Genomic DNA, 25,367 nt, shown 5'->3' with positions numbered 1-25,367 from the left:
TCGTTGGGGAGGTTATTGGTCTTGCTTAGGTTGAGGCACTACAATATCGACGGATGAAGAATCGGCTGGTTTGTCGGGAGTTGGCCCGGCGGCGGGTTCGGCTTTGGGCGCGGGCTGCACCACCACCGACACTTGCGCGGGGGTACTGGTGGCATGGCCGTTCTGGCGGGTGTGGCTCACAATCTGGTCGACCGATTCAGATAGTTCCTGCCACGTTTCGTCGAGGGCGTCGAGCGAGTTGCGGCCCAACTCGGTGAGCACGTAGTATTTGCGCGGCGGTCCCGACGTTGACTCTACCCATTTGTAGTCGAGCAGGCCGGCGTTTTTAAGCCGCGTGAGCAGGGGGTAGAGCGTACCTTCAACCACCATGATTCGGGCCGAGGTTAGCTCGTCGAGCATATCGGAGGCATAAATTTCACCCCGCGAGATGATGTGTAAAATACAGAATTCCAGTATGCCTTTGCGCATCTGGACCTGCGCGTTTTCGATGTTCATAATCCGTATGGGGTCATAGGTCAAAACCGATGTGTCAAATGTAGCATAAGGTACTTTGTGATGCAAGGTACCTACACATAAAGATGTCCATTTGTTGGATAAATGGTAAAAATGACGGGTGGAGTGGGGGATAAATCCGTTCACCATAATCGGGCATCAATCTGGATAGCCACCTGACTCATCACCTTGACATGCGCAAAAGCCGGGTGAAGCGGATTCAGCAACAGGTTATAAGACATGTTTAGAATAACGGAAGGGACCCCCAATGCCAGGCAGAACGGCTGCTGTATCCACTCATTCAGTATGAATGGCGTATCGGCTAGTGTACTGGAGGACTTCCAGTGTGCGGGCATCAAGGTAGGGTCGAGCCAGAAAACTGCGTCGGGTACATCGTCAGGTAGGCGAATGGTACTCAACCAGAGTTGGGGCAGTTCGGCTAATGTGATTGGCGGCAAGTGGACCAGGGTTTCCAGCAGAGCCAGTTCGGGTGTGCGACTCGTATATAAAATACCTGTGCCCTTAGGATTCCAGCGTCCGCCAAACTTGTGACTCCCAACAACAGATAACGGGTCAGTGTGCCAAGGTTCTTTATTAATTCGATAAACGTCCATCCCGGCTTATCCGACTATACCCCATTCAATGCGGCCCAGCACGTCGTCGGCCAGCGAAAACCCCGACACGGTATCCAGCACGGCAAGAGGCGATTGCGGTACTAGTTTCGAGGGGGAGTTTACTTGTTCGCCGGCAACCATATAGCGGGCAGCGGGTTCGGCAAAGCTGCCCATTTCTCGAATGGATAGTGGCGCGGGTGTATCGGTTGACTCGTCAAGTCCTTCGCGGTACGCCAATTCGGCCAGCGGCGTGCGGAGCCAGCGACCGAGCAGATCGGCTCGGTTGTCGAAGACAGCTAAACCATGTTGCACCAGCCGCTCCAACAATAACAGACGTTCGCTGGCAGCCAGGCTGAGAAAGTCGGTTGCTGCTTTACCATGCAGTCCCCTGACCGACATATTCAGTATATGGGCCATTTCTTTATCGGTTAGCCCAACTAATCGGGCCACCTCATCAACCCGACGGCGGAGAACCCCCTGCCGGGCCTGCCGTATTAGGTTGGTAACGGGTAAGACAACGTGCATGGCGCAAGTCGGTTGATGTTAATGATGGTAAATATACACTATACAAATGGCATAATTGCAGTAGGCGTTTTGGTGGAGCGAATTGAGATACGTATGGTGTACCGCAATAAATCGTATGTCGTCATTCATGCTTCGTCAATCAGTACTCGTAACTTGTTGCTGTTTTTAAAGCCACCGTATGAGACTATATGTTTACCTGTTCTTTCTGCTACTATCCGGTTCCGTTGCCCAGGCCCAAAAGGTGGTCTTTGGCAACGAATGGATCAACCCACAGCAGACATACTACAGAATACCCATTGCCCAAAAAGGCCTCTATCGCCTCACTTACAGCGATTTGCAAAAGGCCGGCCTGCCCGTAACAAACCTCGATCCCCAAAAGCTGCAACTCTTTCACCGGGGCACCGAACAGGCTATTTGGGTGGAAGGTGAGTCCGACGGTAAGTTCGATGCCACAGACTATGTCGAGTTTCTGGGCCGGGGTAATGATGGTGTGCAGGACTCCACGCTCTACCGCCCGGCCTCGGCGCAGCCCAACCCCTATTACAGCCTCTATTCCGACAGCACCGCCTTTTTCCTAACCACCCGCCTCGATGCGCAGGGGGGGAAACGTATGGTCCGCTATACTGATCTGGACGCGGGAACGGGTACGTCGGCACTATCCCCCGAACCGTATGTGTGGGCGGAAGAACTACGCTATTTCAACGACTCCTACCCGGCGGGCAATATCTACCCGCTGGGAGCCTGGTACGGCAATGGCGCTATCCTGTCGCCCTACGACGTAGGGGAGGGTTGGATGGGCAATAGCATCAGACCTAAAACGAGCTACGCACAGGCTATTACGCTCACCAACGTGCTGAGTACCACACTGGCCCAGCCCACGTTGATCACACAATTAATTGGTCGGACGCCCGCGGCGCATACCGTCAACGTGCAGGTTGGCCCCGGCGGTAGTCCGCGCATTCTGGAACCCATTCAAAGCCAGAATTACGATCCCTACACCCTGACCGTGCCGCTATTGGCGAGCGACGTGGCTGATGGGGGGCGGGTGGTCTGTGCGCTGAGTCCGCAGAATGAAAACGACGAAGTGTCGATGGCGTATCTGCGGGCCGTTTACCCCCACACCCTTAGCATGGCTGGCGAAACGTACCGCGAGTTTCGGTTGAATCCGGCACCGGGTGGACGGGCGTTGCTACGACTGACCAACGTGGCGGCCAACACCCGCGTGTATGACGTTACCACACCCGGCCAGACATCGTTGCTGTCGGGAACGCTGGTGAACGGCACCTTTTCGAGCGTGGTGCGCGAGGCTACTATAGGGCGTAAATTGCTGCTAACCAGCGTGATATTGCCCGTGCCTTCCGTGAGATTGGTTGCTTTTCGGCCTATTAATCCCGCCAAAGCCAGCTTCATCATCGTAGCCCACCCCATGGCCCGCACGCCCATAGCCGACTCGCCCGATGCTGTGCAGGCATACGCCGCCTACCGCGCTTCGAAGGCCGGCGGAAGTCATGATACCCTGACCCTGAACATTCACCAGGTATACAATCAGTTTGGTTATGGCGAACGCTCACCACTGGCCATCCGGCGCATGGTCGATTATCTGACCAGCAATGGCAACGCTAAACACCTGCTGCTGGTTGGCCGGTCGCGCGATCCGCAGGGGGTACGCCGACTGGCTAATGCCGACACCCTCGATATGATTCCCAGCGGCGGCTGGCCGGGGTCTGACCTGGCCCTGGTGACGGGACTGAATGGCAAGGCACCCTACGTACCGGCCCTGTCGGTTGGGCGGCTCAACGTGACGCGACCCCGACAAGTGCTTGACTATTTAAACAAAGTAAAAGAGCACGAAGCCGCGCCCGCCACCGCTGCCTGGCGGAAGCAGATGTTGCACCTCAGCGGGGGCAAATCGGCTTATGAACTAAGCCTGTTCCGGGCATTTGTGGACGAGTTTGGGCGGAGCATTACAGCTAAATACGTCTGTGCCAACGTGGAAACGGTCTCGAAGCAAACCGATGACCCCACCGAGGCTATTTCGGTGACGACCCAGGTGAACCGGGGGCTGGGCATCATTTCCATGTTCGGCCACTCCAGCCTCGACATCTCCGATATTGACATTGGCTACGTCAGCAACGACCGGCTGGGCTACCGCAACAAAGGCCTGTATCCCCTGCTGTTAGCCAATGGCTGCGCGTCGGGCAACTTCTATTTTGGCCCAAAAACCTTCGTAACCGACTGGGTGCTCACACCCGACCGGGGCGCGATTTTAGGCCTGGCCCACACCCACAACGGTTTTGCCAGTGCCCTGAAAACCTACTCCGACAACCTCTACGCCGTGATGGCCGACAGCCTGTATCAGGCCAAAACCTTCGGCGAAATTCAGGTCGAAGCCATTGGTCGGTACATGGCTGCCAACACGTCGGTGTTCGATAAGGCTGCTGCCGAAGAGATCACCCTTCAGGGCGACCCGGCTGTGCGGTTGTTTCCGTTTGCCAAACCCGACCTTACTTTTTCCGACAAAGGCGTAGCTGTAAAAACCGTGAAAGACTCGGTTATGATCCAGGCTGTTTCGATTAACTTGGGCCGGGGCACGGGTATCCGCCCCGACGTCAGAATACGCCAATACGCCGCCAACGGGCAGCTTTTGCTCGAAACCAGGCAGCGCATGAATGCCTCAGCTTATGCCGATACATTGCGCGTGAAACTGAAGGTAGCCCGCCTGACCGACACCTATTTCGACTTGTTCGCCAACGCCGACAGTCAGCTGGATGAAGAGCGCGTGGACAACAATACGCTGCAAATCAAGAGTGATGGGCAAGTGGCAAACCTGCCGTTCGACGTGGACAATACGCCCCCGGTGGTAGAAGTATCATTCGACGGGCGGCGGATTCAGAACGAAGCCTACGTGGCCCCACAACCCCAGATTCAGGTGCTGGTGGCCGACGAAAATACCAAGCTTCTGCGCACCGACCCCAGCGGTCTGGAACTGTACCTGCAACGCCCCTGCGCGGGTCAGCCCTGCCCGTTCGACAAACTGCCCCTCTCGTCGGCCACGGCGTCATGGTCGGCTGTGGGTGGAAAATTCGCGCTTACTTACCGCCCCGCGCAGCCCCTGCCCGACGGGGCGTACACGCTGGAGGTGTATGGCAGCGATCTCAGCGGGAACCGCGCCCAGCCCTACGCCATCCGGTTTCAGGTGAAAGGTGAGTCGACGTTGTCTGGTTTGGCTGTGTCGCCTAACCCGCTCGTTACCAGCACGGTACTGCGCTATACGCTGACGGGTGCCCAGGCACCTACAGCCCCCGCCACGCTACGGATCTTCGACATCACGGGCCGCGAACTCCGCACGCTTAGCCAGCCTGTTGTCGTTGGCACCAATGAATTTTACTGGGATGGTACCAGCGGCGACGGTCGCCTGCCGAACGGCATCTACCTCTACCGCCTCGACATTCCCGGACAGGTGCCATTTGCTGATGGCACCAAATCGAACCTGACAGGGCGCATTATGGTGACGCGGTAGGGGGGCTTAGAGGTGGCTGTGGTAGGGTGTGGCTGTGGTGGGGTGTGGCTTCGCGCTCTAGGCTACGCGCTCTAGGCCCTTCGACAGGCTCAGGGTGACAGGCCAATAGAACAATCTTCTCGAGTTAATTCAACGTCGCCGTCACCCTGAGCCTGTCGAAGGGCTTAGAGCGCGTAGCCACACTACTACGCGAAGCCACACCCCACCACAGCCACACCCCCACTACATCCAGCTAAAAAAATGCCCAAACCTACTAAAGACGACCTGCTGCTTCTCGCTATCTGGCTGCTAGTGGCCGGGCTGATTGGTGGGTTGAGCTACGTTAATCCCAACCAGTTCACCAGCCCCGATTCAACCTACTATCTCGCCTTTGCGGGCTGGCTTGTAGGGCTGGATGGTAATCGGTATGGGCACGTCAGCACGGGTTGGGACGGTACCTTTCCGCTGGGGTATCCGCTGTTGATTGGGCTGCTGGCCAAAGCGACGGGGCTGTCGTTGCTGGTGGCCTCAAAAGTGCTTAACGTGGGGCTGGTGGCCGTTTTTTTGCTCATCTGGCGGCGACGGTTGGGTGCAAGGCGGGCCGTTTGGGTAGGGTCGGTGCTGCTGCTCGGTGGGTTTGTCCGTATCCTCACCTATACCTGGTCGGAGTGGACTTTTCTGGTGCTGCTGCTTGAATGGGCGTGGTTTATGGGCCACCAGACCGCATTGCCCACCTATGCCACTGCCGCCCGGCTGCTGCTAGTAACAATGGGCCTTTTTTTACTCCGCTATGTGGGTGGGTATGTGGTCATCGTGTATGGATTACAGGCGTTGTGGACCTATACACGTGGAGCCTACGGGCAGGCCAGCCGCGACGTGTTCAGGCAGCGAATTGGCCCTGATGTACTGTATGTGGCTTTTTCGGTGGGGTTAATGCTGGGTTACTTCTACCTCAACGCCCGGATTACGCCCTCGGCCTATGGCGGCGAACGCTTTTACGAGACTGCCGAAACCATCTGGGACAAACTGTTGCTGATTGCCATTGCTCTGCCCAACGAATTACTCCTGCTTCGCGATTATGTCATTGGCGAACCCACCAGCCTGGTTTGGCTGGGACTGGTCATTCAACTCGGTCTGGGTAGCTGGGGTTGGCGGATTGTTTGGGAAAAAAGAGCCACACTTCCCGATGAACTTCCCGCCGAAAAAGCCATGCTAAACTGGCTGCTTCTCTCGGCGGGGGTGTACCTCACTATTCTGTTTACTATGCGGTTGTTCAGTCCGTTCAACGGTCCCAACGCCCGGCTGATGGCCCCCGTCACGCTACCGTTTCTCTGGCTTCTGGCCCAATACTTCAGCCGCTGGACCAATGTCATCAGCCGTCGCCAACTGGGCTTTTGGTGGACGATCTTGCTGCTTTGCTCCTGGCTCCAATTGCTTCCTCAAGCCGATTTGTTGGGGAAGTTGGGACTAGGGAAGTAAAAGAATGGCTTCGCGCGTGGTGCCCTTCGACCGCAGCGGCGGACCGTTCCGCTCAGGGTGACAACAACCTTGACTCAACTCTTTGGAATCACTCAACTTCCCTGTCACCCTGAGCCTGTCGAAGGGCACCGAGCGCGAAGCCACACTACTACGCGAAGCCATTCTTCACTTAACCCCTCCCTTCGCCTGCCGTAACGCCTTGCCCGTCAACCGAAGTTGGGCTGTTGAGTCAGCTTGCAAGGTAAGACCGTTGCTAAAATTGCTGTATTGATGCAGACGAGCGCTGTCGCGAACGGTGATATTGGCTTGAGCAATTTGGTTGTTAAATTCCTGAAAGGTAAGCTGATTGCGGCCTGATAGCGAAGCAGTTAGATATTTTGTCTGCACATGATTTAGGGTTAACCGCCCGCCTATGCCTCTTTGTTGCAGCGTAAGTGTAGGGGTGATGACATCACACAGTTGACAATATGCGTTAACCGTCAAAAGAGCTTTTAGCGAAGGTACTTGCACCACATACTGCACCCCATGCCAGTTATCATCATCGTCCTCGGGCCGGAAATTCCAGTCTGTTACGGGTGTCATATGCATGAATAATGTGTCATGTTGCACTCGGTACGTGTACCCATCTTTACCTGAATGATTCAGGGATGAATCGATCAGTAGGCGGCTCGTTTTGCCCGGTTCAATTTGTACCATAGCCGAGGACGGTCCGGTGATCTCTACCACCGAAAAAGCAGGCAATGACTTTTTTTGCCAGCGGGCATACGGGTCTGATTTATCAAGCAAATCATATTGGCGGCGCATGGAGATGGCCGCGCCAAACATGCCCACGATGAGCGTTAGGGTTAGCGCGATGAGGAGTTTCAGGCTGAGTTTCATGCGGCGGAAGTGGCTTGGGTGAAAGCAGTAAAGCGGGTTTCGATGTCAGCGATAGTGATGCCCAGCAGGGTCATGGTGCGGAACACGTCGGGCAGTTCCACATCCAGAAAGCGGGCGCGGCGCATGGCACGTACCTGGTCGGGGGCATCGTCGGCGGCGTAGTAGCCCATACCTCGTTTGTTAAATAAAATGCCCTGCTGTTGCAGGTAATCAAAGGCCCGCATGGCCGTGTTGGGGTTTACCTCCAGCGACGAGCCAAGGTCACGCACCGACGGAATACGTTCGCCGGGGGGCCAGGCCTGCTGAAGAATCTGCTCGCAGACATAGTCGGCGATTTGCAGGTAGATAGGTTGTTTATCGTTAAATTCCATACTGTTGTTTACCGTTCGAGTTCATTAAACCGGATGCGGCCGATAAGCCAAAGTGCAATCAGGATCAGGCCATAAGCACCGTAGAACAGCCATTGAGGTGTGGTTAATTGTACCGATCCGCTACTCCACGACACACTAGCGGGCAGAAATAGTACGGGAGCGCTCAGGTCTACATCCATGAAAAACAGCTTGATAATACCGTAGTTCAGGAAGCTGATGCCTAGCAGGACACCCAGCGCCACGCCGATGTTTCGGGCCAGCACTCCCCGCCGGAAATAGAAGCTTCCTAACAAGCCAATGGCCATTGCCAGCAGAAATGCGTAGGCCATCGCCAAAAGCAGGCTAAAATCTGTTCGGGTAGCTGCGTAGCGAATTGAGGATATATAGCGGTTGGTTGTGTTGGCGGGTAATCGTTTATTGGCGATGCTGAATACAATAGCCTCGTAGCTGAAGTAGCCAACCGTAAGGAGCAGCAATGCCAGCAGACAATAGCCAACGCCGAGTGTATATTTCTCAGTGCGCGAAGCCGGTATCATCAGGTACGAAATGGCCGACTCCTGCCGGAACACCGGGCTGAACACGTCGCTGCTAATGATGGCAACGACGGCTACCGCCAGAAAATTAAACCAGACCACGTTGTTGCGTTGAATGTCCAGGTTAACGTCTTTTCCGTAGAACAAAACTCCGGAAAGCATACAGCAGATCAGGATCAGAATGCCCCCGGCGGCCACCAGATACGTGCGGCCTTTTATAGCCCAAAACCAGCTGTTGAGGCGGGCAAGGCGGGTCAGAGAAAAAGTCTGGTTCATCGTTTTTGGGCCGGAAAAAGGGTTTTCATGCGTTGCGGACTGCTGATGGCGGCGTTAAATAGCCGCTCTAGATCAATGGGTGTGTCGTCGGCGGCATCGACGTTTTCGCGTACGATGGCGTGGCCGCGCAGGCTGGGCTCGGCATAGAGCACGTCGGCGGGGAGGTCGCGGCCTGAGATCTCGAAGCGGAGGCGTTGGCTTACCTGTTCCAGTGGCGCGTTGAGCAGCAACTCGTGGTCGTTGAGCAGTACCACAGCGTCGATCAGCGCGTCGAGGTCGCGTACCTGATGGGTGGAGATGACCACGAGCCGGTCGGGCAAAAGGGCCGCCGACACTACCTTCCGAAACTGCGCTTTTGATGGAATGTCGAGGCCGTTGGTGGGTTCGTCCATAAGCAGCACACTTGTGTTGGTGGCTAGCCCAAAGCTGATGATGAACTTCTTGCGTTGCCCTAATGATAGCTCGTCCAGCCAGCCAATCGTGCTGGGTAACTGAAACGCCCGCAGGTAAGCGCGGAACTGCTCGTCGTTGAAGCGGGGGTAAAATGCACGCATCGTGGCCACGTACCGCGCAAAGGTAATGGCGGGTAGGTCGATGTCTTCGGGCAGGAAGAACAGGTCTTCCAGAAAAGCCGGTTCGCGACGACGGGGTTCGCGTCCATTTACCCGGATGTGCCCATCGGTGGGGTAGAGGAGGCCCGCCATCAGGCGCATCAGACTCGACTTCCCCGCCCCGTTCGAGCCAAGAAGTCCGTAGATATGACCTGGTTTAAGCTGAATGCTCAGCTCCTGCAAAACCGGCTGCTTTCGCCCGTACCGGAACGTGACATTGTCTAGGTTTATCATTGTTGTAGTGTATTAGATTTCTAATACACTACAATAGTAGAAATTTGTTTTTTGCTTGTCAAGTCTTTCTAGCCAAAAAAGCGGGATCCCACACTACCTCAGACAATAAGCGGTGAAAAAGACCTTTACACAGACTGCGTCACTGGATTACTCAACAGGGGCAACAGCACCGTGAAGTGGTTATCTTCCTCCCGAACAATAATACTGGTACCGGTAAGCATCTGGTATTTTGCCACAATATTGGTTAGCCCCACGCCATTGCTGGCAACCTGCCCTGTTTTGCGTTGAAGATTGTTACGCACTTGTAAGTGACCTTCGTCGGTGGTACTGATGTCAATAACAAGGGGCTGATCGGCTAGGACAATGTTATGCTTTACCGCGTTTTCAACCAGCAGTTGCAATGTCAGCGGAGGCAGCGAATAGCTTAAATAGGTGTCGGGTACGGTAATGCTCACCCTTACACCCGCGCCATGGCGTGTTTGTAGCAGATGCGCATACGATTCGATAAACGTCAACTCGGTACTCAACTGGGTCAGTTCCTGATCGTTGGCCTGGATCAAATACCGGTACATAGTCGATAATTCATCCACAAACTGACTGGCTTGAACCGGCGACTCGTCGATCAACGCGGAGAGAGAATTCAGCGAGTTGAATAGAAAATGAGGGTTTACCTGACTTTTCAATGAGTTGAAGCGAGTTTGCCATTGTTGCTTAATGAGCACTTCTTTTTCCAGGTACGTCTGCCGCCATTGCTGAAGCACATAGATGCCCTCATAGATACTGAAATAGACAACGAAATAGAAGAGTTGAATACCAAACGAGGTAACGTAATCGACCAGACCCATCCAGAGTGTAGGGCGCGACCCAAGCAGTATATGCAGCGTGTAGCGAGAAAAGATGGCTAGGTTCACCAGCAACGGAGCCAATAAAAGGACCATGAGCAGCCGTTGCTGAGTACGCTCCAGGCCCGGAAAGCGGTGCTGAATTCGCCGGGCTACCCAGCGGTTCAACTGCCAGAACAGCATGCCTGCTCCAAGGCCAACCAGCGCGGAGTGAGCCAGTGCCCGTGGGGGTGAGGTTAGCCAGAACGAGAGCCGAAAAAAGATATTCCCGAACAGAAACAAACAAATAGGGCCAAACCAACGCAGGCGGGAGTCTTGGATGCGTATCATGCCAGAATACATCCGAAAAGAGGGTTATGTCTACCGGAGCCATCTGATAGTCAAGATGGTCTTTAGATTAAAAGTAGTAAACTTCCTCTTTTTGTACGCAACTATTGAGTTAACGTACAGATACGTAGCTACCTATTATTCACTGGTAACGTCCCCGCGGCATACCACAGTCCGGCAATGGCTTTTTGGTATTTGGTGCGCAGTTCCTCCAGCTTCACGCCCAGGTCGATGAGCTTGCTTTCGCGGGCGTTAACCAGAAACAGCGAGCTTTCGCCCAGGGTAAACCGCTGTTGCTCAGCCTGAACCAGTCGACGCTGGTTGGCTACAGTCTGTTCCTGCACCCGAATTTGCTGTTGCAGGGTGAGCAGTTCATTGCGCGCAGTCAGGATGTCGTTCTGAATGTCGCGCGTGGTTTGTTGCCGGTCCAGGGTTAGTTGCTGCCCTTTTAACTGTACCTGCCGAAGTTTACCCCGCTCTTTTCGCAGGAAAAGAGGGAAGACAAGGTCTAAGCCAATCTTGTGGTTGCCGGGGCTAAAGGCATAATAGCTGGACCAGTCGTAGCCCCGTCCCAGGTCGGGCGTTTGGCTGAGCAGGCTGGCATTCAGGGCAATCTGTGGTTGTACCAGCGCCCGCCGAAACCGCACTTCCAACTCATTCTGGGTCGTTTTGGCGTCGATCTTGGCAAGTTCAGGGTGATCTTTGAGTGCCTGGCTCAGCAGCCGCTGTACCGTTGTTTCGCCCACATCGGTCGTCTCGGGCTGTTGTGGTATCACGTTGGCGGGCAAGTCGATGGGCTGGTTGTTGGGCCCCCACAAAAACACAGATAGCCGCAGCCGGGCGTTTTGCAGATCGACCTCGGCCTGTTGCCGTTGCACCAGCCGATCCTGCACCGTAATCAGGGCCTCGGTGGTGTCAATCGTAGCGGCTTCACCAATGAGTGCGCGTTGGCGCGTACCCGTAAACCGCACGTTGGCAAGGTTCAACCCTTCGTCGACCAGGGCGTAGGCGCGGTAAGCCAGGTACCACTCCCAATAGGCCTTGGCAGCATCATAAAGGGCTTTGTTGATCTGTTTTCGCTGGTCAGCTTCGGCTAACCCCACACCTGCCTGTGCCTGCCGGAGGGCTGTTCGCCGCCCGTCGATGAGCAACGTTTGCCCGACGGGTACGCTCAATCCCACCAGCATCAGACCCGTTGGTGGCGTACTGATTTCGGGGTTGATAGCCTGCCCAACGGCCCGGTCGTATTCTACTTTCAGATCCACCCCCGCCGCCCGAATGGGTACCGAAAGCCCCGTTTGCCAGCGGTCGTAATAGAGCTTCGAGCCAAATTCCTTCCGGTCATAATAGGAGCCAAGTTTCGGGTCGAACGCCCCCCGCGCTTCCATAATTTCGGCACGGGCCTGTTCGGGAAATAGATTGGCCTGCCGCACTATGGGGTGAAACTTAAGCACCGCATCGAAAAAGTCAGCCGCCGTGAACGTGGTAGTGTCCTGAGCTAGTGAACTGATTGATAATAAGATGAAGGCGACCAGGGCGATGTACTGCTTTGGCTTGTGGCTTCGCGAAGCCCGCCAGCGCCATGCCACTCGCGCCACGACGCCGGACGACTGCCCAATGCCAATTCCCCCGATCCATCGGCCCGCTGAAAAAAATGCGCTCATTTTTTCACTCCTTTTTCACTGTTTGGCTCAGCCTTCAGGCTAGGCGGAAAGCCGTTTAATTGCCGCCAGATTTCGTACCAGATTGGCACATCGTCGAGCATAACCCAGCCATACACACCCGACCCTACGCGGAGCTGGGCGGGCCAGTTTGGGTCGTGCTTACCCGTTTTTGGCCGTACCAGCAACCGGTATTTGCCATTGGCACTGCTCACGGCATCAATCACGGCCACCTCGCCCGCAAACGTACCCACGGCCACGCTCGGCCAGCCCGAAAACTGCATGGCGGGCCAGCCGTCGAACTCCAGCCGCACGGTGCGCCCGCGCTGAATCAGGGGCACGTCGTTGGGGCGCACAAACAACTCAACCCCAATGAGCGGGTTAGCCGGTTGCAGCGTTACAATGGATTCGCCTTCCTTGATGTTTTCGCCGATGCCCGCCTTGAACGACCGCACGATGTAGCCGTCCTGCGGGGCGCGAATGACGTACAGTCCCTGCCGCACCACCACGCTGCTGATCTTGTTGTTGATCTTCGAAATCTCGCCGTCGGCCTCAGCCCGGTACGATACCGCCGAACTCCGGTCGGACTGTGCTTTGGCAATTTTTTCGCGGTAATCAGCCCCAATATTGGCCAGATCGAGTTGGGCATTGGCCAATTCCTGCCGCGATACGTTCAGTTTAGCTTCCTGACCCACCAGCTTGGCGTAGTCTTCCTGTAGCTTCAATCGCCTGCTTTCCAGATCAGTCAGCGAAATAAGCCCGTCGGCGTGCATCTTCTCCGACCGCGCCAGGCGGTCGCTGGCAATGCGGTAGTTGGTGCGTTGGGCAATCAGATCGGTACTGTCGCTGACGACTTTAAATCGGCTTTGTTTCACCTTGTTCCGTGCTGATTCCAGTTTCACCACCAGCCCCGCCTGCAGCGCCGCAATCTGATTGTCGAGGGCCGAAATCTTGGTTACAGTGGCATCCTGACTGCCTTTTTTGGCGTCGAGCTGTTCACCCAACCGGGTGGTTAGGTTAGGATCGAAATAGTCGTCTTTCACTTCCGAAATCACCACCAGCGTGTCGCCCCGCCGCACGAACTGCCCGTCGCGCACGGCCCAGCGCTCAATACGCCCGGCAATGGCATTCTGCACTGTCTGTGGGCGATCCTGTGGCGTCAGGGCTGTTACTTCTCCTTCACCATTGATGTTCTGTTGCCAGGGTAAAAAGAGCGTGGCCAGCCCAATAAACAGGATCAGCAGCATCCACCGTCCCATTGTCCGCCCCGCCTGCAAATCAGGCAACGCCCGGAGTGTCTTTAGCGGAAAGTGCCGTAAAATGGCATCGTCAACGCGCGTGTTTGATATGTTGAGCATGGGAATTTAGTGATGAGTGGTAAGTGATGAACGGTGAGTGCAAAAAGCTGTTGAGGCATTCATCACTCACCGTTTATCACTTTCCACTAAGTCCAAGTCCGTTACGTTGGCTAGTTTTTCAACGGCGGTCATCAGGTCGTAGACCACATCGATGCCCATAATGAGCTTGTCGACGGAACTGGTAATGAGTACAATGACTAGTTCGGCAGCCACGAACTGACCCAGCGTCATTTCGCGACCTACAACCAGGGTGGTACCCAGGACGAGTAAGCCCCCCGTCACAAGCGTTTTGAACGCTACCGCACTGAAATAGAAGCGTTTTAGTACCGAAAAATGCTGATTGCGGTAGTTGATATACTGCGCTACCAACTCGTCGGTCTGGTTCATGTAGCCTGTTGCATCGTCTGCCTGCCGCAACGATGGCAGATTACCGGCCATTGCCTCCAGCCAGGCCACTAATTTGTATTTGTATTTCGATTCGTTGAGGCTGGTTGTCAGTGCTTTAGGTCCGTTTACCCAGACAATTAAAACGACTGCTGTCACCGTCAGAATGCCGAACACGATGAATACGGGATGGTAGAACGAGAGCAGAATAATGCCGAAGCCAATCTGCACGACCGCCGCCGTGAGGTCGATAAGCAATTTGGGCAGTCCCTTCTGAATGGTGAGCACATCGAAAAAGCGATTCATTAACTCGGGTGGATATTGACCGTTCAGGGAATCAGGTTCAATACGCGGCAGGCGATAGGTGAACTCGAAGGCAGCCTTCACAAACAGCCGTTGCTGTAGCACTTCCACCAGTACCTGCTGCCCGATCAGAATAAACCCGCTAATAATGACCCCCACAATGACCAGCCCGATGAGCACATATACCGAGCTAAACACCATGCCTCCCGACACCAGATTAAATACCGCCTGAATTCCGAGAGGCAGCGACAAGCCAATCAGCCCCGCTACTACAGCATAGAGATAGACGTACCCAATGTCGCGCCGCTCAGTGTTTAATAGCCGCAGCAGGCGTTGAAATGGGGTAGGGTTGGTTGTTGAGTTTGACGTTTGTACCATAAGTGGTGCAAGTTACGACAGGTTGGAATTTAAGCGAAATTTAATCTGACGTACTATTCGCAAAGATAGTATTACTATCAATGTTGACCATAAAACTTATATAAACGGAAGTTAGTTTTGTTGAATGGTACATAACTTGCGCGAACAAACGCCAGCCTATGAAATATTCGGTACACCTTCAAATGAATGAAAAGTTGTTCCTGCGTGATCCGGAACAATCTGATTTGGGTCGCCGGATTGTGCGGCAGGGAATCTTAGTAATGAACGAAATCGGGTTTGAAGAAACCACGTTTCGCAAGCTGGCCGACCGGCTGGGCACCAAAGAAGCCAGCATCTACCGGTACTTCGAAAACAAGCATCGGCTGTTGGTATATATGGTAGCCTGGTATTGGCAATGGCTTGATTACCAGGTGGTCTATGAGACAAATAACATTGCCAGTCCGCGCGAAAAACTGGAACGGCTATTGCCCATTCTGCTTCAGCGCACTACCGACACCCCCGCCACCCCCGACGATATTGACCTGCGGGCGTTGCATAGTGTGGTGATTCGCGAGGCTAGCAAAGCTTACCTCACCCGCCACGTTACCGACGATAACCGCGAGCAACTCTTTAAGCCTTACAAAGATCTCTGCGGCCGTATTGCGGGTCTCATTCTGGAGTTCAATCCCACGTATAAGTTTGCCCGGTCACGGGCCAGTTCGCTGATTGAGACGGCACATTACCAGTCCTTTTTTATGGAAAATTTGCCTTCTCTTACCGATTTCGGTGGTCACCCCACCGATGATGCGCTACTGGCTTTTCTACGCCATCTGCTTTTTTCAAGCATAGAACGGGGTTAGTAAACGAGTAAGCGATGCTGACGCAGGGGTATTCCTGCGTCAGCATCGCTTACTCGTTTACCCTTTCGCTCGTTCACTCATTGATATGAACCACGCTGTACGCTGCCTGATTGGGTTGGCGTTCCTGGGTACCGATGCGGGTACGAACGCGGTCGTCGTCATGAATAACCAGCAGCGTATTGGTGTCGGTGAAGGTCATGTCTTCGGCTTTATGCGTAAACTGTATTGGCTTGCCGTTGGCGTTACGAACTAGCTGCAGGTCGCCTTTATCGAGCATGGCTTTTTCGGTGATCACCCAGAGATAAGCCCCCAATTTATCGCCCTGCTCGTAGGATGTCAGAATCCAGAAACAGTGCCGTTTGGGGTCAAATTCAATGCTTGATATAGCCAGTGGCTTCGACAGCGTGGTATCTACATCAGCTACGTTAAAGTCGCGCATGAACGTTACCGGGCCCAGCATGAGTTGCTTTTGGTTTGGAATCGGGCCAGTTCCAGAAACAGACTCGGCATGATAGGGGGCCGACAGTATCGTGATCCGGTAATTGAACTTCTCATACGTATCGCCCTGCTCACGTACGCCAAACCAAAGGCGGTCGTTGGTAGCGGCCAGGCCCTCTACTTTAAAATAGGCTGGGTTACCCAGTGCTTTCTGCAACTGACTGCGCAGCGTAAGCGACACCCCCGAGTTGCCGTTGGTGCCCAGCAACTGCGGGCTGTTTTCCTGACCCGTTGGCCAGGCAAAGAGCATATTGTAGCCATTAAACTCCGCAGAGCCGGGTTTTATTCGGTCGAAAGCGGTGGTTAAAAACACCCATTTCTGGTCGGGACTGGCAGCAAACTCCTCAAATTTATGGGCCGACCGCAGCAATGACTGTTCGCTATAGACCGGCTGCGCACGGCGCCAGGCATCCTGATCGGTAGGTAAGCCGTTGAAACGAAACACCGCCGACTGGGGAGCAGGCATGTCTTTGTCATTGGCCAGGTAGAGTTGGCCGTTTTGGGCCAAAATAGCCGACGCTTCGCACCATGTTTTGCCTTCGGCGAGGGTTGGTGCAAAGCAGTCTATCCACCCTTCGAGAACAACCTCAGCCGTAACGCGACGAGCGCGGGGACGGAACGTTTGGCAATCGGAAAAGAGAAGAGGAAGCAGGAGAACGACGACGTATTTAGTAAATTTCATATAGGCAGGTCAGGCAAAAATTATACCGATAGCCAGGTGAGTTAGACTGAACAGAGCGAATAGTGCAATTGCATAAACGTATGTGCCTATTAAGGCTCATTGCCTTATTTAATGAATCTGTTGTCTCTAACCTGAATTCGTTAAACTATTCATTTACAAGGGTGTACAGAATCAAGAAGGTTGGTTAAGCTTGTGTGAACTGGCTGCGTTTCGCTTGCTTATTTCATGGTCTGGGGGGCACCTTTGACCCGGAAATACAACCAGCAAACGAAATGAAAACGATTCAACTAACCGTTGCCATGCTCACCGCAGCTTGGCTGTTGAACACCGCCCCGGTGGCCGTAGCTCAACACACAAATCCCGATTCACCCGTTACTGTTGCCGCGCTGAAATCGGGTGGTAAACGCATCCGCCTTGTTACGCCTGCCAACGCAGCCGTAGACGTAGCCGTGATTGATGAACAGGGTACTATACTACACCAAAGCACGATTCAGGCCAATGACAAACGCGGCGTACTGCTGAACCTGCAAAACCTGCCCGACGGACGCTACTACCTCACCGCTACCAACAACGATTTCTGGGTGTCGCAGAGCGTAACCGTGCGCAATCAGCAAGCCATTGTCGATGCCCGCAACGTAACCGAACTGGTTCGACCTGCGCTGACGGTGTACGCCAAAAACAAAGTGGAAGTAGCCATGCCCGGCGTGGAAAAATTGACGGTGTCGATCTACAACCGCACCAATGATCTGGTATTCACGCAGTCGTTTGGGTCGGGCAACCGGCACCGCTTCGACCTGTCGAGCCTGCCCGGCGGGCAATACACGTTTGTGTACGGGCCTGAGCAAAAGCAATTTACAGAGCGTATAGCCATCAATCAGTAGTGCCGGCCACGTCGGCGGCCAGGGCAGCCGCTTCAATCAGCTTAATCATTTTGGGGGAGTAGTCCGGTTCTTCGCCCCGCAGGCGCAGGATGGACAACTCCTTCATTTTGGATTCAAACACAATATCTACGTCTTTGCCATAGGTATTGGCGGGGGTATAAAGCCAGTCGGCGTGGGCTTCTTTGCGGGCTTTGGGGTCTTCGTACTCACGCCGCGAATTGGAGAAGTGAAACACGGGCCGCACGTCCCAGGTGGCGTATGCGGTCATAAACGCTTCCTCTTCAGTTTGTTCGCCGGGGTTGAGTGAGTGGTGAAAATAGTCGAACACAATGGGCGTACCGATCTGCTCGTGCAGGTAAAGCAGGTCCTGCACGGTGTAGAGATTAGGCCGGTCGTCGTTCTCTACGGTCAGGCGGGCGCGGAGGCTTTCCGACAGCCTGGTCTGAAAATTATGGGCAAACCGGGCCAGCGTGGCCGTTTTGTCGCCGTAAGTGCCGCCTGCATGAATATTGATCTTGTTCCAGTGCGAGGGCAACAGGCCCATCATATCAAACACTTCCGACTGGTACTCCAGATCTTTCACGGTGTTTTCCAGCGTTTTACCCTGCCCGGCCAGGTGGTTGAAGGGGCCGGGGTGGCAGGTGAGCCGAATGGGCCGTGCGCCAATGTCTTCCAAAATGGCCCTGATCTCGAAAAAGTCGGGTAGTTCGGCCATCCGGTATTCCGACGCCCAGGGAAACAGGTCGGAGGTGATGCGAAACAGGCGAAAGCCGTGCGCCAGGTTCCAGTCGACTACCTTCAGCAGGTCCTGCACGTTTTGCAGGGCCAGCTGTGACGCATATTGCACGCCCTTTTCGGTGAACGTCTTCTTGATCATCCCCCGCGTGGTCGTAATTTTCTCATCAACCTGCAACGTCAGGTTGATGCAGGCATAGCCAGCGTTAGGTGTTGTTGTAAGCATAGGCAAAAGGCCGTTAAGCCATAACGGCCAGCATTGTCAGTACTGGTTTTACCAGTTGCGAGTCGCCGCTGATGGTGATGTAGGGCAGAGCATTTTCGGTGGTAATTCCTTTGGTAAACAAACGCCACGCGATTGTGCCGTCGATGGTAATAAGCGCATCTACAGCTTGTTTTCTATCGAGTATAACCAGTTGCCAGTCAGTTGTTTGCCGGTGCAGAAACCAGTCGCCACCCCCAACGCCCGACACACTCACCTGAACGAGAGTGTTGACTGGGGCCGCCAGTTGCCGATAGTTGTAAGGCAGTGCCCGCATAAAGGTGTCGAGCAGCGGATGATACAATTCACTGGTCATGAGCGCGGCTGTCTGACCTACAGCCAGCCTGATCTGCTGCTGATGATGCCATAATTCGGTGTACTCGCGGGCAATGTGAAACCAGTTGGGCGATGTGTCTTCGCCAGCCCAGGCCACTGCATGCAGAGCAGGTTCGTCGAATGGCAATTGTATCAGTAGGTCATCCGCCTCGGCTCCGGCCAGTTCCAGCCAATCCGTCAGTATAGCCGGACTCAGACGCCGCGTGGCCACTACCCAATCCTGATTCAACTGGTTTAAATAACGCACCAGTGCCTGATAGGAGTCAATGACCGGACTGTCTTGTGGGCTGTAGCCATCGCGGTAATAGGCAATCCGGCGCAGGCAACCGTCTAATACGTGCGAGCCAATGTCTTTGACCGTCCAGCCCGCACAAACCGTTGGCAGTTGCCAGTCTGTCTCCGACAAATTCCGCAGCAGGCTGATCAGATGCGCATGCAAAGGCCTGAAGAGTGCCCGTGTATCAATGGGACCAACAGGATGCATAGTAGACGATAGAACGTAAGTGGCGCTTCGTAACCTGAGGCTTGCCCCAATGCCGCTGATCAGATCGGTGGCACCGGGGTAACGGGTATACCTGTTTGCTTAATCCCAACCAGTTCAATATCGAACACCAGGTCTTGCCCGGCCAGGGGGTGGTTGGCGTCGAGGGTAACGGAGTCGTCGCTGAGCGCGCGAACGATCACGGGCACGGGTTGGGGGTTGCCGTCTTCGTGCATGTTAAGCGTCATGCCCACTTCCAGCGGAATTTCGTCGGGAATATCGGACCGGTCCAGCTTGAATACCATCTGTTCATTGGCGGGTCCGTAGGCCTGTTCCACCGGAATATGAATTGTTTTGCTGTCACCGACTTCCATGCCGGTGATGCCATCGTCGAATCCTTTGATCACCTGGCCGCTGCCGAGCGTAAATTCCAAAGGGGTACGTCCTTTCGACGAGTCGAACTCCGTACCGTCGGTCAGGGTGCCTTTGTAATGGACCTGTACCGTATCACCCGATTGTGCTTGTGCCATGCTCTATACGCATTTTGTGAGGGGCAAAGGTACGTACCGCCTACGTAACGGTTGGGGCGTAGGCTCAGTTTAGCGTTTACTATTTGTGGCTGCCTGGCACCAGTCTCCCGTTAACAGGTTTCTTTGTCATCGCGGCGTTTTTGTCTTTCTTCTTTTGTCATCCCGACGAAGGAGGGATCTGCTTTCCTAATGCTCAATCTTATTGAAGGAAAGCAGATCCCTCCTTCGTCGGGATGACAAAAGAAGAAAGACAAAAACGCCGCGATGACAAAAAAGGTCCTGAGCTTGTCGAAGGCGTTCCTGCGTTCGGGCACCGCGCGCGAAGCAACTACAAACTGAAAACCCCCTTCACCGCAATACCAGCAGTGAACCCTTGAACGTTTGTTCGCCAAACACTATCGTGTAGTAGTAAACGCCAGCGGGCAGGTTAGGGGCATCCCACTTGAAGTCGGCCTTGATTGACTCAAAAACCAGTTTTCCCCAGCGATTGTAGATATCCACGCGCTCAAATTTCTCGGTGCAGTTGGCTAGCGGCAGGCTGATGACGGAGAAAAAATCGTTTTTGCCGTCGCCGTTGGGGGTGATCGTGTTTGGAATACGCACGTCGTTGTAATTGACAACGGGCGTTTTCAGGTGGATGACCACGCTGGTGGTGTCGGTGTTTTTGGGTTGGCAACTCCCGTCGGTGTTGGCAAAATTGAGGGTGTAAAAAGCTTCTTTTTTACCCGCCAGCGTAGCGCAGGTAGCTTGCCACGAAAACGGCGACTGTAATTCGGGTCGGCCGTTTTTATTGGCCCAGCGCATCCCCGTTTCGGCGAAACTAAAACCCTGTCCGGTTCCCGTCAGCCGGAGTGAATCGGTTTTGTCGGGGTCATTGCCGAAGACATCAAACCGGACGGTGCCTTTGCTGGTATCGCTGGGCGTGATAACCAGTTCGATCACCCGTTTTTCCAGCGACGTTCGGATCGTGGGCGGCTGACTGGGCAATCCTTTGGCCACCAGTTTCACGGTAGTGGTATCGCGGCGTTCTACGTTGCAGCGCTTATTGATGGCTATGAAATCGACCAGATATTCGGCCTGCGACGCCTGGGCGCAGGCTGCTTTCCAGGCAAACGTTCCCTGCGCCACCCCCGTGCCCGACACAGGTGCAAAGCTCATGCCCGCGTTGGTCAGGGAAAACCCCCGCCCCACGGCCTGAATGCTTACTGCTCCATTTTGCAGGTCACGGCCAAAGCCATTGAACGTCAGCGAACTACCTACCGTAAGGGTGCTTTGTGCACCAGACAGGTTGGTGCTGGCGGCGGGCTTCAGGGCCTTCGTGCCCACAATCTGTAGCTGCACGGCGAGGGTATCGCTCAGGCCCTGGGGACAGCCGTTGTCGGTAGCTCGCAGGAACAGCGTAAAAGGCTTGCCGTTGTTGGAAAACGAGCAGGCGTCGAAACAGACCTTTGCTTTGAGGGTATCGAGACCTGTTTTAGACGTAATTGTAGCGGGCGTGATGGTGAGCCCCGCAATGGAGCCGCTGCCATTGATGACCGAGATTGTCTGTCCCGCATTGATGTCGGTGATAAACAGATTCAGGCAGGTGGCGGTGGTGTCAGACAGCGTGATCAGGGAGCCACGCCGGTAGAAGTCTTTGGCCCCGTCTACCCGCATCCGCATGGCGGGCGGGTCATTCTTCTGGCAGTCGACTACTTTAAGCTGGAAATCGCGCCGGACCAGGCCAATAGCTACCCCCTTCCGGTACTCGGTTACCTCAACAGAAAACACGTATAGCCCTAACTTATTGGCTGTTACGGTCAGGATACCCGTACGCGGATTAACGCGCAGTGGTGCGACTCCGGGAATTTCGTTGCTGACAGAATAACCCGTTTCCCAGCTGATAGCCGGGTAAGGGCCGGGGAAAAACTGCGGATTTTCGAACGCACTGGCTGGCCGGGCGGGGTTGGGCGTGGCGCGGGTGCTGTATCCGTTCAGCGGCGTCACCAACCGGTATACCAGACTATCGCCGTCGGGGTCGGTGGCGCTGAAATTAAACGCAAATGGCGTATTCAGGCAGATGTAATCACCAGTGGCCCGGTTGAATACTGGTGACGAGTTATAAACCGTCTGACTACCATTGCTAATCGCTGGAAATTCGAGGTAAAACGTTGATCCTGCCCCGCCAGGGTCAGTGATGTTACTGATGCTGCTGTTGCGGCAGCACCGTTCCCAGGAGATATAGTACCCACCCGGATCATTGAAAGCCGTGGGGTTCAGGGTTACGTCGAGCCCATAACGGATCAGGCGGGTACGCAGATCGGGCACGGAACAACTGGGTACACTATAGTCGATGATGTCTGAACTCACGCGGGGTAACTCGATACCCGACAAAAAAGCCCCGTCCCGCTTACGGAAAATGCCCAGCACTACTGTCTGGTCATTGGCACCGGGATTGCCCAGAATGTCGTCGAAATACAGGTTAAGATTAATTCGGTGGGTATACGCTTTGCCCGCACCGAGGTATTGAAGCTCAATCTCTCCACCCACGATATGCGTGGCTGTGGCAAGACCCGGCAACAGCCCAAAAAGGGCGAAAAGAAAAAATCGAATGAATGAATTACGGTATAGTTGAGACATACAATTATGAGTAGGGTACGGCCCGTCCGAAAACGGATGCTTAATTTAGCAGTTTTTACAGGAAAATGAGTGTAAAGTCCAAGGTCTAAAGTCCAAGGTTTTTTAGCAAACCCTTGATAATCAAGGGCGAGTGACAATAGACTTTAGACATCAAACATTGGACAGTCTATTAATGCGTCGCAACAAAAATAAAGCTCCCGAAATCCTCACGAACATCCGTATCAACGACGTGGCGGCCGAGGGCAAATGCATCATTAAAACCACCGAAGGCGTGATCTTCGTGGAAGGTCGCCCCGGCTACCCCATGCCCGCCGCCGGTGACCTGGTCGACATTAAGATTGTCAACCAGAAAAAACAGTACCGCGAAGCCACCGTTGAACGCATCATTGAGCCGTCGGCCGTGCGGACGGAACCGTTTTGCGAGCACTTCGGTATCTGCGGTGGCTGCAAATGGCAACATATTCAGTATGGCGAACAACTGCGGTTTAAATACCAGCAGGTGGTTGACCATCTTACGCGCATCGCCAAGGTTTCGTTGCCGGAAATTGCCCCCATTTTACGTGCCGAACAGACCCAGTACTACCGCAACAAGCTGGAATTCACCGTCGCCGATGGCCGGTGGCTCACCCAGGCCGAAGTGCAGTCGGGCGAGCAGATGGACTGGCGGGCGGTGGGTTTTCACGTGCCCGGCCGGTTCGACAAAGTGCTGCCCATCAGGCACTGCTACCTCCAGCCCAACCCCTCCAACGACATCCGCCTGGCCGTAGCCGACTATATGTTTGCCAACAACCTGTCGGCCTATAACCTGAAGACGCATCAGGGCTACCTCCGCACGCTCATCATCCGCACGGCTGCCAGCACTGGCGAATCCACGCCGGGGCAGCTAATGGTGACGATGCAGGTAGCTCAGGATCATCCTGATACGCTGGCAGCGTTACTTAACCATTTGCAGGAACGGTTCCCGCAGATTACGTCGCTCAACTACATCATCAACCGGAAGATGAACGACAATTACGGTGATCAGGAGGTAATCAACTACGCCGGAAAGCCGTACATCGAAGAGACGATGGAGGCCGGCACGCCCGATCATCCGAAACTGCTGACGTTCCGGGTCAACGCCAAGTCGTTCTACCAGACCAACGCGCAACAGGCGTTTGAACTCTACAAAATAGCCCGCGACATGGCCGGGCTAACGGGGCAGGAGATCGTGTATGATCTCTACACCGGTACGGGCACTATTGCCTTGTTTGTGGCGCACCAGGCCAAAAAAGTGGTGGGGGTAGAATATGTGGAAGCTGCCGTGGCCGATGCAGGTGTAAACGCCGAAGTAAACGGCATCAGCAACGCCACATTCTACGCCGGCGACATGAAAAATCTGCTTACCGAAGCCTTCTTCGCCCAGCACGGTGCCCCCGACGTGGTCATCACCGACCCCCCCCGCGCTGGTATGGACGAGGCCGTAGTGCGCCAGTTGCTGCTGGCCGCCCCGCAAAAGATTGTCTACGTAAGCTGCAACACCGCCACCCAGGCCCGCGACATCGCCTGGCTCGACGAAAAGTATACCGTTGCCGCCGTTCAGCCCGTTGATATGTTTCCCCACACACACCACGTGGAGAATGTGGTGTTGCTGGTGAAAAAGTAGTCCAATGTTCAACGTTCAATGTCTAAAACGGTCCGCGCTGCGGTTGCTTCCCGTGGCGGCGTAACCTGGATGCGGGACTGCCGCCGTGCGAAGCAACCGCAGCGGCGGACCGTTTTAAACATCAGACTTTTAACTTTAAACTTTTCCTTGACCCTCCTCACCCCATCTCCCTGGCCCGACTATGAGTTGATTGACTCCGGCGATTTTATGAAGCTGGAGCGATTTGGCCCCTATGTGCTGGCCCGCCCCGAACCGCAGGCGATCTGGGATTGCTCCCTCTCTGAAGCCGAGTGGGAACGGCTGGCCCACGCTACTTTCCGCCGCGACAAGCAGTCGCCGGAACGGGGTGAATGGCAAAAATTAAAGCCTATACAAGACCCATGGACCGTCGATTTCAGGCAACAGGGCTTGAATTTGACGTTTAAACTGGCTCTGACGTCGTTTAAACACGTCGGCATTTTTCCCGAACAGGCTGTGAACTGGACCTACATCCACGATGCGGTGAAGGCCCTGCCCGTAGAACGCCCCCGCGTGCTGAACCTGTTTGCCTACACCGGCGGGGCCACCCTCGCCGCCCGACAGGCCGGTGCCGACGTAACCCACGTGGATGCCGTAAAGCAGGTGATTTCGTGGTCGAAAGAGAACATGAGCATGAGCAGCCTCGACAACGTTCGGTGGCTGGTGGAAGATGCCATGAAATTTGTGAAGCGGGAAGAACGGCGGGGTAATACTTACCACGGCATCATCCTCGACCCACCCGCCTATGGGCGCGGTCCCGACGGCGAAAAGTGGGTGCTGGAAGATCAGTTGAATGATTTGCTAAAAACCTGCGCCGCGCTCCTGGACCGGCAAGACTTCTTTTTCGTCATCAACTCCTACTCGCTGGGCTTTTCGTACATCATCCTCGACAACCTGCTCACCCAGTGCTTCGGCACGTTGCCAAACAGCCAGTCGGGCGAGTTGTACCTAACCGATTCGGGCCAGAAACGCCTTCCTTTGGGCGTTTTCTCTCGTTTTTCTTCCGTAAATTTGTGAAGGGAAGTTCAAGGTTTAAAGTCCAAAGTCTAATGTTGCATTAGCGTAGCTTCGCGCTCGT

General features: G+C 54.7%; 22 protein-coding genes. 6 read left to right on the top strand and 16 right to left on the bottom strand.

All coding sequences use genetic code 11. The features are described from left to right. Positions 1 to 12: 12 nt before the first annotated feature. The 3 genes from J2I47_RS09885 to J2I47_RS09875 all read right to left on the bottom strand — a co-directional run bounded on the left by J2I47_RS09885 (position 13) and on the right by J2I47_RS09875 (position 1,631). The gene (locus tag J2I47_RS09885; RefSeq protein ID WP_207364411.1) at positions 13 to 495 is read right to left on the bottom strand and encodes a PadR family transcriptional regulator; all 483 of its coding nucleotides are present in this window, start codon (positions 493 to 495) and stop codon (positions 13 to 15) included. 140 nt (positions 496 to 635) lie between these two features. Continuing rightward, a complete protein-coding gene (locus tag J2I47_RS09880; protein ID WP_207364410.1) occupies positions 636 to 1,106 on the bottom strand; it encodes an RES family NAD+ phosphorylase in 471 nt (156 codons plus the stop codon). 6 nt (positions 1,107 to 1,112) lie between these two features. Continuing rightward, positions 1,113 to 1,631 carry an antitoxin Xre-like helix-turn-helix domain-containing protein gene (locus J2I47_RS09875; RefSeq protein WP_207364409.1) on the bottom strand — a complete coding sequence of 173 codons (519 nt, stop codon included), beginning with the start codon at positions 1,629 to 1,631 and terminating at the stop codon, positions 1,113 to 1,115. Between the two features lie 178 nt (positions 1,632 to 1,809). Between J2I47_RS09875 and porU2 the strand changes: the two genes are divergently transcribed. Further along, positions 1,810 to 5,151: a putative type IX secretion system sortase PorU2 gene (gene porU2, locus J2I47_RS09870; RefSeq protein WP_207364408.1), complete on the top strand. Its 3,342-nt coding sequence runs from the start codon at positions 1,810 to 1,812 to the stop codon at positions 5,149 to 5,151. 240 nt (positions 5,152 to 5,391) lie between these two features. Beyond that, positions 5,392 to 6,609, top strand: coding sequence for a hypothetical protein (locus tag J2I47_RS09865; RefSeq protein WP_207364407.1), 1,218 nt, complete (start codon positions 5,392 to 5,394; stop codon positions 6,607 to 6,609). Between the two features lie 165 nt (positions 6,610 to 6,774). On the opposite strand, the gene J2I47_RS09860 is transcribed toward J2I47_RS09865, so the two are convergent. The 8 genes from J2I47_RS09860 to J2I47_RS09825 form a co-directional block, all read right to left on the bottom strand. Next, positions 6,775 to 7,488 carry a hypothetical protein gene (locus J2I47_RS09860; RefSeq protein WP_207364406.1) on the bottom strand — a complete coding sequence of 238 codons (714 nt, stop codon included), beginning with the start codon at positions 7,486 to 7,488 and terminating at the stop codon, positions 6,775 to 6,777. Continuing rightward, entirely contained in the window at positions 7,485 to 7,859 is a 375-nt protein-coding gene (locus J2I47_RS09855) for a GntR family transcriptional regulator (protein WP_207364405.1), read from the bottom strand. Before J2I47_RS09855 ends, J2I47_RS09860 begins: the two co-directional genes overlap by 4 nt. An 8-nt stretch (positions 7,860 to 7,867) precedes the next feature. Then, entirely contained in the window at positions 7,868 to 8,668 is an 801-nt protein-coding gene (locus J2I47_RS09850) for a hypothetical protein (RefSeq protein WP_207364404.1), read from the bottom strand. Then, a complete protein-coding gene (locus tag J2I47_RS09845) occupies positions 8,665 to 9,513 on the bottom strand; it encodes an ABC transporter ATP-binding protein (protein WP_207364403.1) in 849 nt (282 codons plus the stop codon). The genes J2I47_RS09850 and J2I47_RS09845 overlap by 4 nt, the downstream gene beginning before the upstream one ends. 125 nt (positions 9,514 to 9,638) lie before the next feature. Further along, complete coding sequence (locus tag J2I47_RS09840; protein WP_207364402.1) at positions 9,639 to 10,685, bottom strand: sensor histidine kinase; 1,047 nt, start codon at positions 10,683 to 10,685, stop codon at positions 9,639 to 9,641. Positions 10,686 to 10,813: 128 nt separating this feature from the next. Continuing rightward, the gene (locus J2I47_RS09835; RefSeq protein WP_207364401.1) at positions 10,814 to 12,346 is read right to left on the bottom strand and encodes a TolC family protein; all 1,533 of its coding nucleotides are present in this window, start codon (positions 12,344 to 12,346) and stop codon (positions 10,814 to 10,816) included. Beyond that, a complete protein-coding gene (locus J2I47_RS09830; protein ID WP_207364400.1) occupies positions 12,343 to 13,701 on the bottom strand; it encodes an HlyD family secretion protein in 1,359 nt (452 codons plus the stop codon). The genes J2I47_RS09835 and J2I47_RS09830 overlap by 4 nt, the downstream gene beginning before the upstream one ends. A gap of 66 nt (positions 13,702 to 13,767) precedes the next feature. After that, complete coding sequence (locus J2I47_RS09825) at positions 13,768 to 14,766, bottom strand: ABC transporter transmembrane domain-containing protein (RefSeq protein ID WP_207364399.1); 999 nt, start codon at positions 14,764 to 14,766, stop codon at positions 13,768 to 13,770. 182 nt (positions 14,767 to 14,948) lie between these two features. On the opposite strand from J2I47_RS09825, the gene J2I47_RS09820 reads away from it, so the two are divergent. Then, entirely contained in the window at positions 14,949 to 15,605 is a 657-nt protein-coding gene (locus J2I47_RS09820; protein ID WP_229374480.1) for a TetR/AcrR family transcriptional regulator, read from the top strand. Positions 15,606 to 15,678: 73 nt separating this feature from the next. Here the strand turns inward: J2I47_RS09820 and J2I47_RS09815 are convergent, their stop codons facing one another. Beyond that, positions 15,679 to 16,785: a hypothetical protein gene (locus tag J2I47_RS09815; RefSeq protein ID WP_207364397.1), complete on the bottom strand. Its 1,107-nt coding sequence runs from the start codon at positions 16,783 to 16,785 to the stop codon at positions 15,679 to 15,681. Positions 16,786 to 17,057: 272 nt separating this feature from the next. On the opposite strand from J2I47_RS09815, the gene J2I47_RS09810 reads away from it, so the two are divergent. After that, positions 17,058 to 17,666 (top strand): T9SS type A sorting domain-containing protein, encoded by a 609-nt coding sequence (locus J2I47_RS09810; RefSeq protein WP_207364396.1) that lies wholly within the window; start codon positions 17,058 to 17,060, stop codon positions 17,664 to 17,666. On the opposite strand, the gene uvsE is transcribed toward J2I47_RS09810, so the two are convergent. The 4 genes from uvsE to J2I47_RS09790 all read right to left on the bottom strand — a co-directional run bounded on the left by uvsE (position 17,656) and on the right by J2I47_RS09790 (position 22,629). Beyond that, positions 17,656 to 18,627: a UV DNA damage repair endonuclease UvsE gene (gene uvsE / locus J2I47_RS09805; RefSeq protein ID WP_207364395.1), complete on the bottom strand. Its 972-nt coding sequence runs from the start codon at positions 18,625 to 18,627 to the stop codon at positions 17,656 to 17,658. The genes J2I47_RS09810 and uvsE overlap by 11 nt on opposite strands. 13 nt (positions 18,628 to 18,640) lie before the next feature. Next, positions 18,641 to 19,483, bottom strand: a complete 843-nt coding sequence (locus J2I47_RS09800) for a maleylpyruvate isomerase N-terminal domain-containing protein (protein ID WP_207364394.1) — start codon at positions 19,481 to 19,483, stop codon at positions 18,641 to 18,643. 59 nt (positions 19,484 to 19,542) lie between these two features. Further along, a complete protein-coding gene (locus tag J2I47_RS09795) occupies positions 19,543 to 20,010 on the bottom strand; it encodes an FKBP-type peptidyl-prolyl cis-trans isomerase (RefSeq protein WP_207364393.1) in 468 nt (155 codons plus the stop codon). A 348-nt stretch (positions 20,011 to 20,358) separates the two neighbouring features. Beyond that, a complete protein-coding gene (locus tag J2I47_RS09790; RefSeq protein WP_207364392.1) occupies positions 20,359 to 22,629 on the bottom strand; it encodes a T9SS type B sorting domain-containing protein in 2,271 nt (756 codons plus the stop codon). Positions 22,630 to 22,801: 172 nt separating this feature from the next. Here J2I47_RS09790 and rlmD point away from each other — a divergent pair, with 172 nt between their 5' ends. Continuing rightward, positions 22,802 to 24,271: a 23S rRNA (uracil(1939)-C(5))-methyltransferase RlmD gene (gene rlmD / locus J2I47_RS09785; protein ID WP_207364391.1), complete on the top strand. Its 1,470-nt coding sequence runs from the start codon at positions 22,802 to 22,804 to the stop codon at positions 24,269 to 24,271. 147 nt (positions 24,272 to 24,418) lie between these two features. Continuing rightward, positions 24,419 to 25,306, top strand: a complete 888-nt coding sequence (locus tag J2I47_RS09780; protein WP_229374478.1) for a class I SAM-dependent methyltransferase — start codon at positions 24,419 to 24,421, stop codon at positions 25,304 to 25,306. The last annotated feature ends 61 nt before the right edge of the window (positions 25,307 to 25,367 follow it).

This window comes from Fibrella rubiginis (assembly GCF_017353185.1).
In the GTDB taxonomy this organism is placed as follows: Bacteria; Bacteroidota; Bacteroidia; order Cytophagales; family Spirosomataceae; genus Fibrella; species Fibrella rubiginis.
This window is presented reverse-complemented; position numbering and strand designations above follow the sequence as displayed.

Bases quoted from the DNA above. Each gene is read 5' to 3' on its own strand.
- J2I47_RS09885 (WP_207364411.1), bottom strand. From the start codon at position 495: ATGAACATCGAAAACGCGCAGGTCCAGATGCGCAAAGGCATACTGGAA.
- J2I47_RS09880 (WP_207364410.1), bottom strand. From the start codon at position 1,106: ATGGACGTTTATCGAATTAATAAAGAACCTTGGCACACTGACCCGTTA.
- J2I47_RS09875 (WP_207364409.1), bottom strand. From the start codon at position 1,631: ATGCACGTTGTCTTACCCGTTACCAACCTAATACGGCAGGCCCGGCAG.
- porU2 (WP_207364408.1), top strand. From the start codon at position 1,810: ATGAGACTATATGTTTACCTGTTCTTTCTGCTACTATCCGGTTCCGTT.
- J2I47_RS09865 (WP_207364407.1), top strand. From the start codon at position 5,392: ATGCCCAAACCTACTAAAGACGACCTGCTGCTTCTCGCTATCTGGCTG.
- J2I47_RS09860 (WP_207364406.1), bottom strand. From the start codon at position 7,488: ATGAAACTCAGCCTGAAACTCCTCATCGCGCTAACCCTAACGCTCATC.
- J2I47_RS09855 (WP_207364405.1), bottom strand. From the start codon at position 7,859: ATGGAATTTAACGATAAACAACCTATCTACCTGCAAATCGCCGACTAT.
- J2I47_RS09850 (WP_207364404.1), bottom strand. From the start codon at position 8,668: ATGAACCAGACTTTTTCTCTGACCCGCCTTGCCCGCCTCAACAGCTGG.
- J2I47_RS09845 (WP_207364403.1), bottom strand. From the start codon at position 9,513: ATGATAAACCTAGACAATGTCACGTTCCGGTACGGGCGAAAGCAGCCG.
- J2I47_RS09840 (WP_207364402.1), bottom strand. From the start codon at position 10,685: ATGATACGCATCCAAGACTCCCGCCTGCGTTGGTTTGGCCCTATTTGT.
- J2I47_RS09835 (WP_207364401.1), bottom strand. From the start codon at position 12,346: ATGAGCGCATTTTTTTCAGCGGGCCGATGGATCGGGGGAATTGGCATT.
- J2I47_RS09830 (WP_207364400.1), bottom strand. From the start codon at position 13,701: ATGCTCAACATATCAAACACGCGCGTTGACGATGCCATTTTACGGCAC.
- J2I47_RS09825 (WP_207364399.1), bottom strand. From the start codon at position 14,766: ATGGTACAAACGTCAAACTCAACAACCAACCCTACCCCATTTCAACGC.
- J2I47_RS09820 (WP_229374480.1), top strand. From the start codon at position 14,949: ATGAATGAAAAGTTGTTCCTGCGTGATCCGGAACAATCTGATTTGGGT.
- J2I47_RS09815 (WP_207364397.1), bottom strand. From the start codon at position 16,785: ATGAAATTTACTAAATACGTCGTCGTTCTCCTGCTTCCTCTTCTCTTT.
- J2I47_RS09810 (WP_207364396.1), top strand. From the start codon at position 17,058: ATGAAAACGATTCAACTAACCGTTGCCATGCTCACCGCAGCTTGGCTG.
- uvsE (WP_207364395.1), bottom strand. From the start codon at position 18,627: ATGCTTACAACAACACCTAACGCTGGCTATGCCTGCATCAACCTGACG.
- J2I47_RS09800 (WP_207364394.1), bottom strand. From the start codon at position 19,483: ATGCATCCTGTTGGTCCCATTGATACACGGGCACTCTTCAGGCCTTTG.
- J2I47_RS09795 (WP_207364393.1), bottom strand. From the start codon at position 20,010: ATGGCACAAGCACAATCGGGTGATACGGTACAGGTCCATTACAAAGGC.
- J2I47_RS09790 (WP_207364392.1), bottom strand. From the start codon at position 22,629: ATGTCTCAACTATACCGTAATTCATTCATTCGATTTTTTCTTTTCGCC.
- rlmD (WP_207364391.1), top strand. From the start codon at position 22,802: ATGCGTCGCAACAAAAATAAAGCTCCCGAAATCCTCACGAACATCCGT.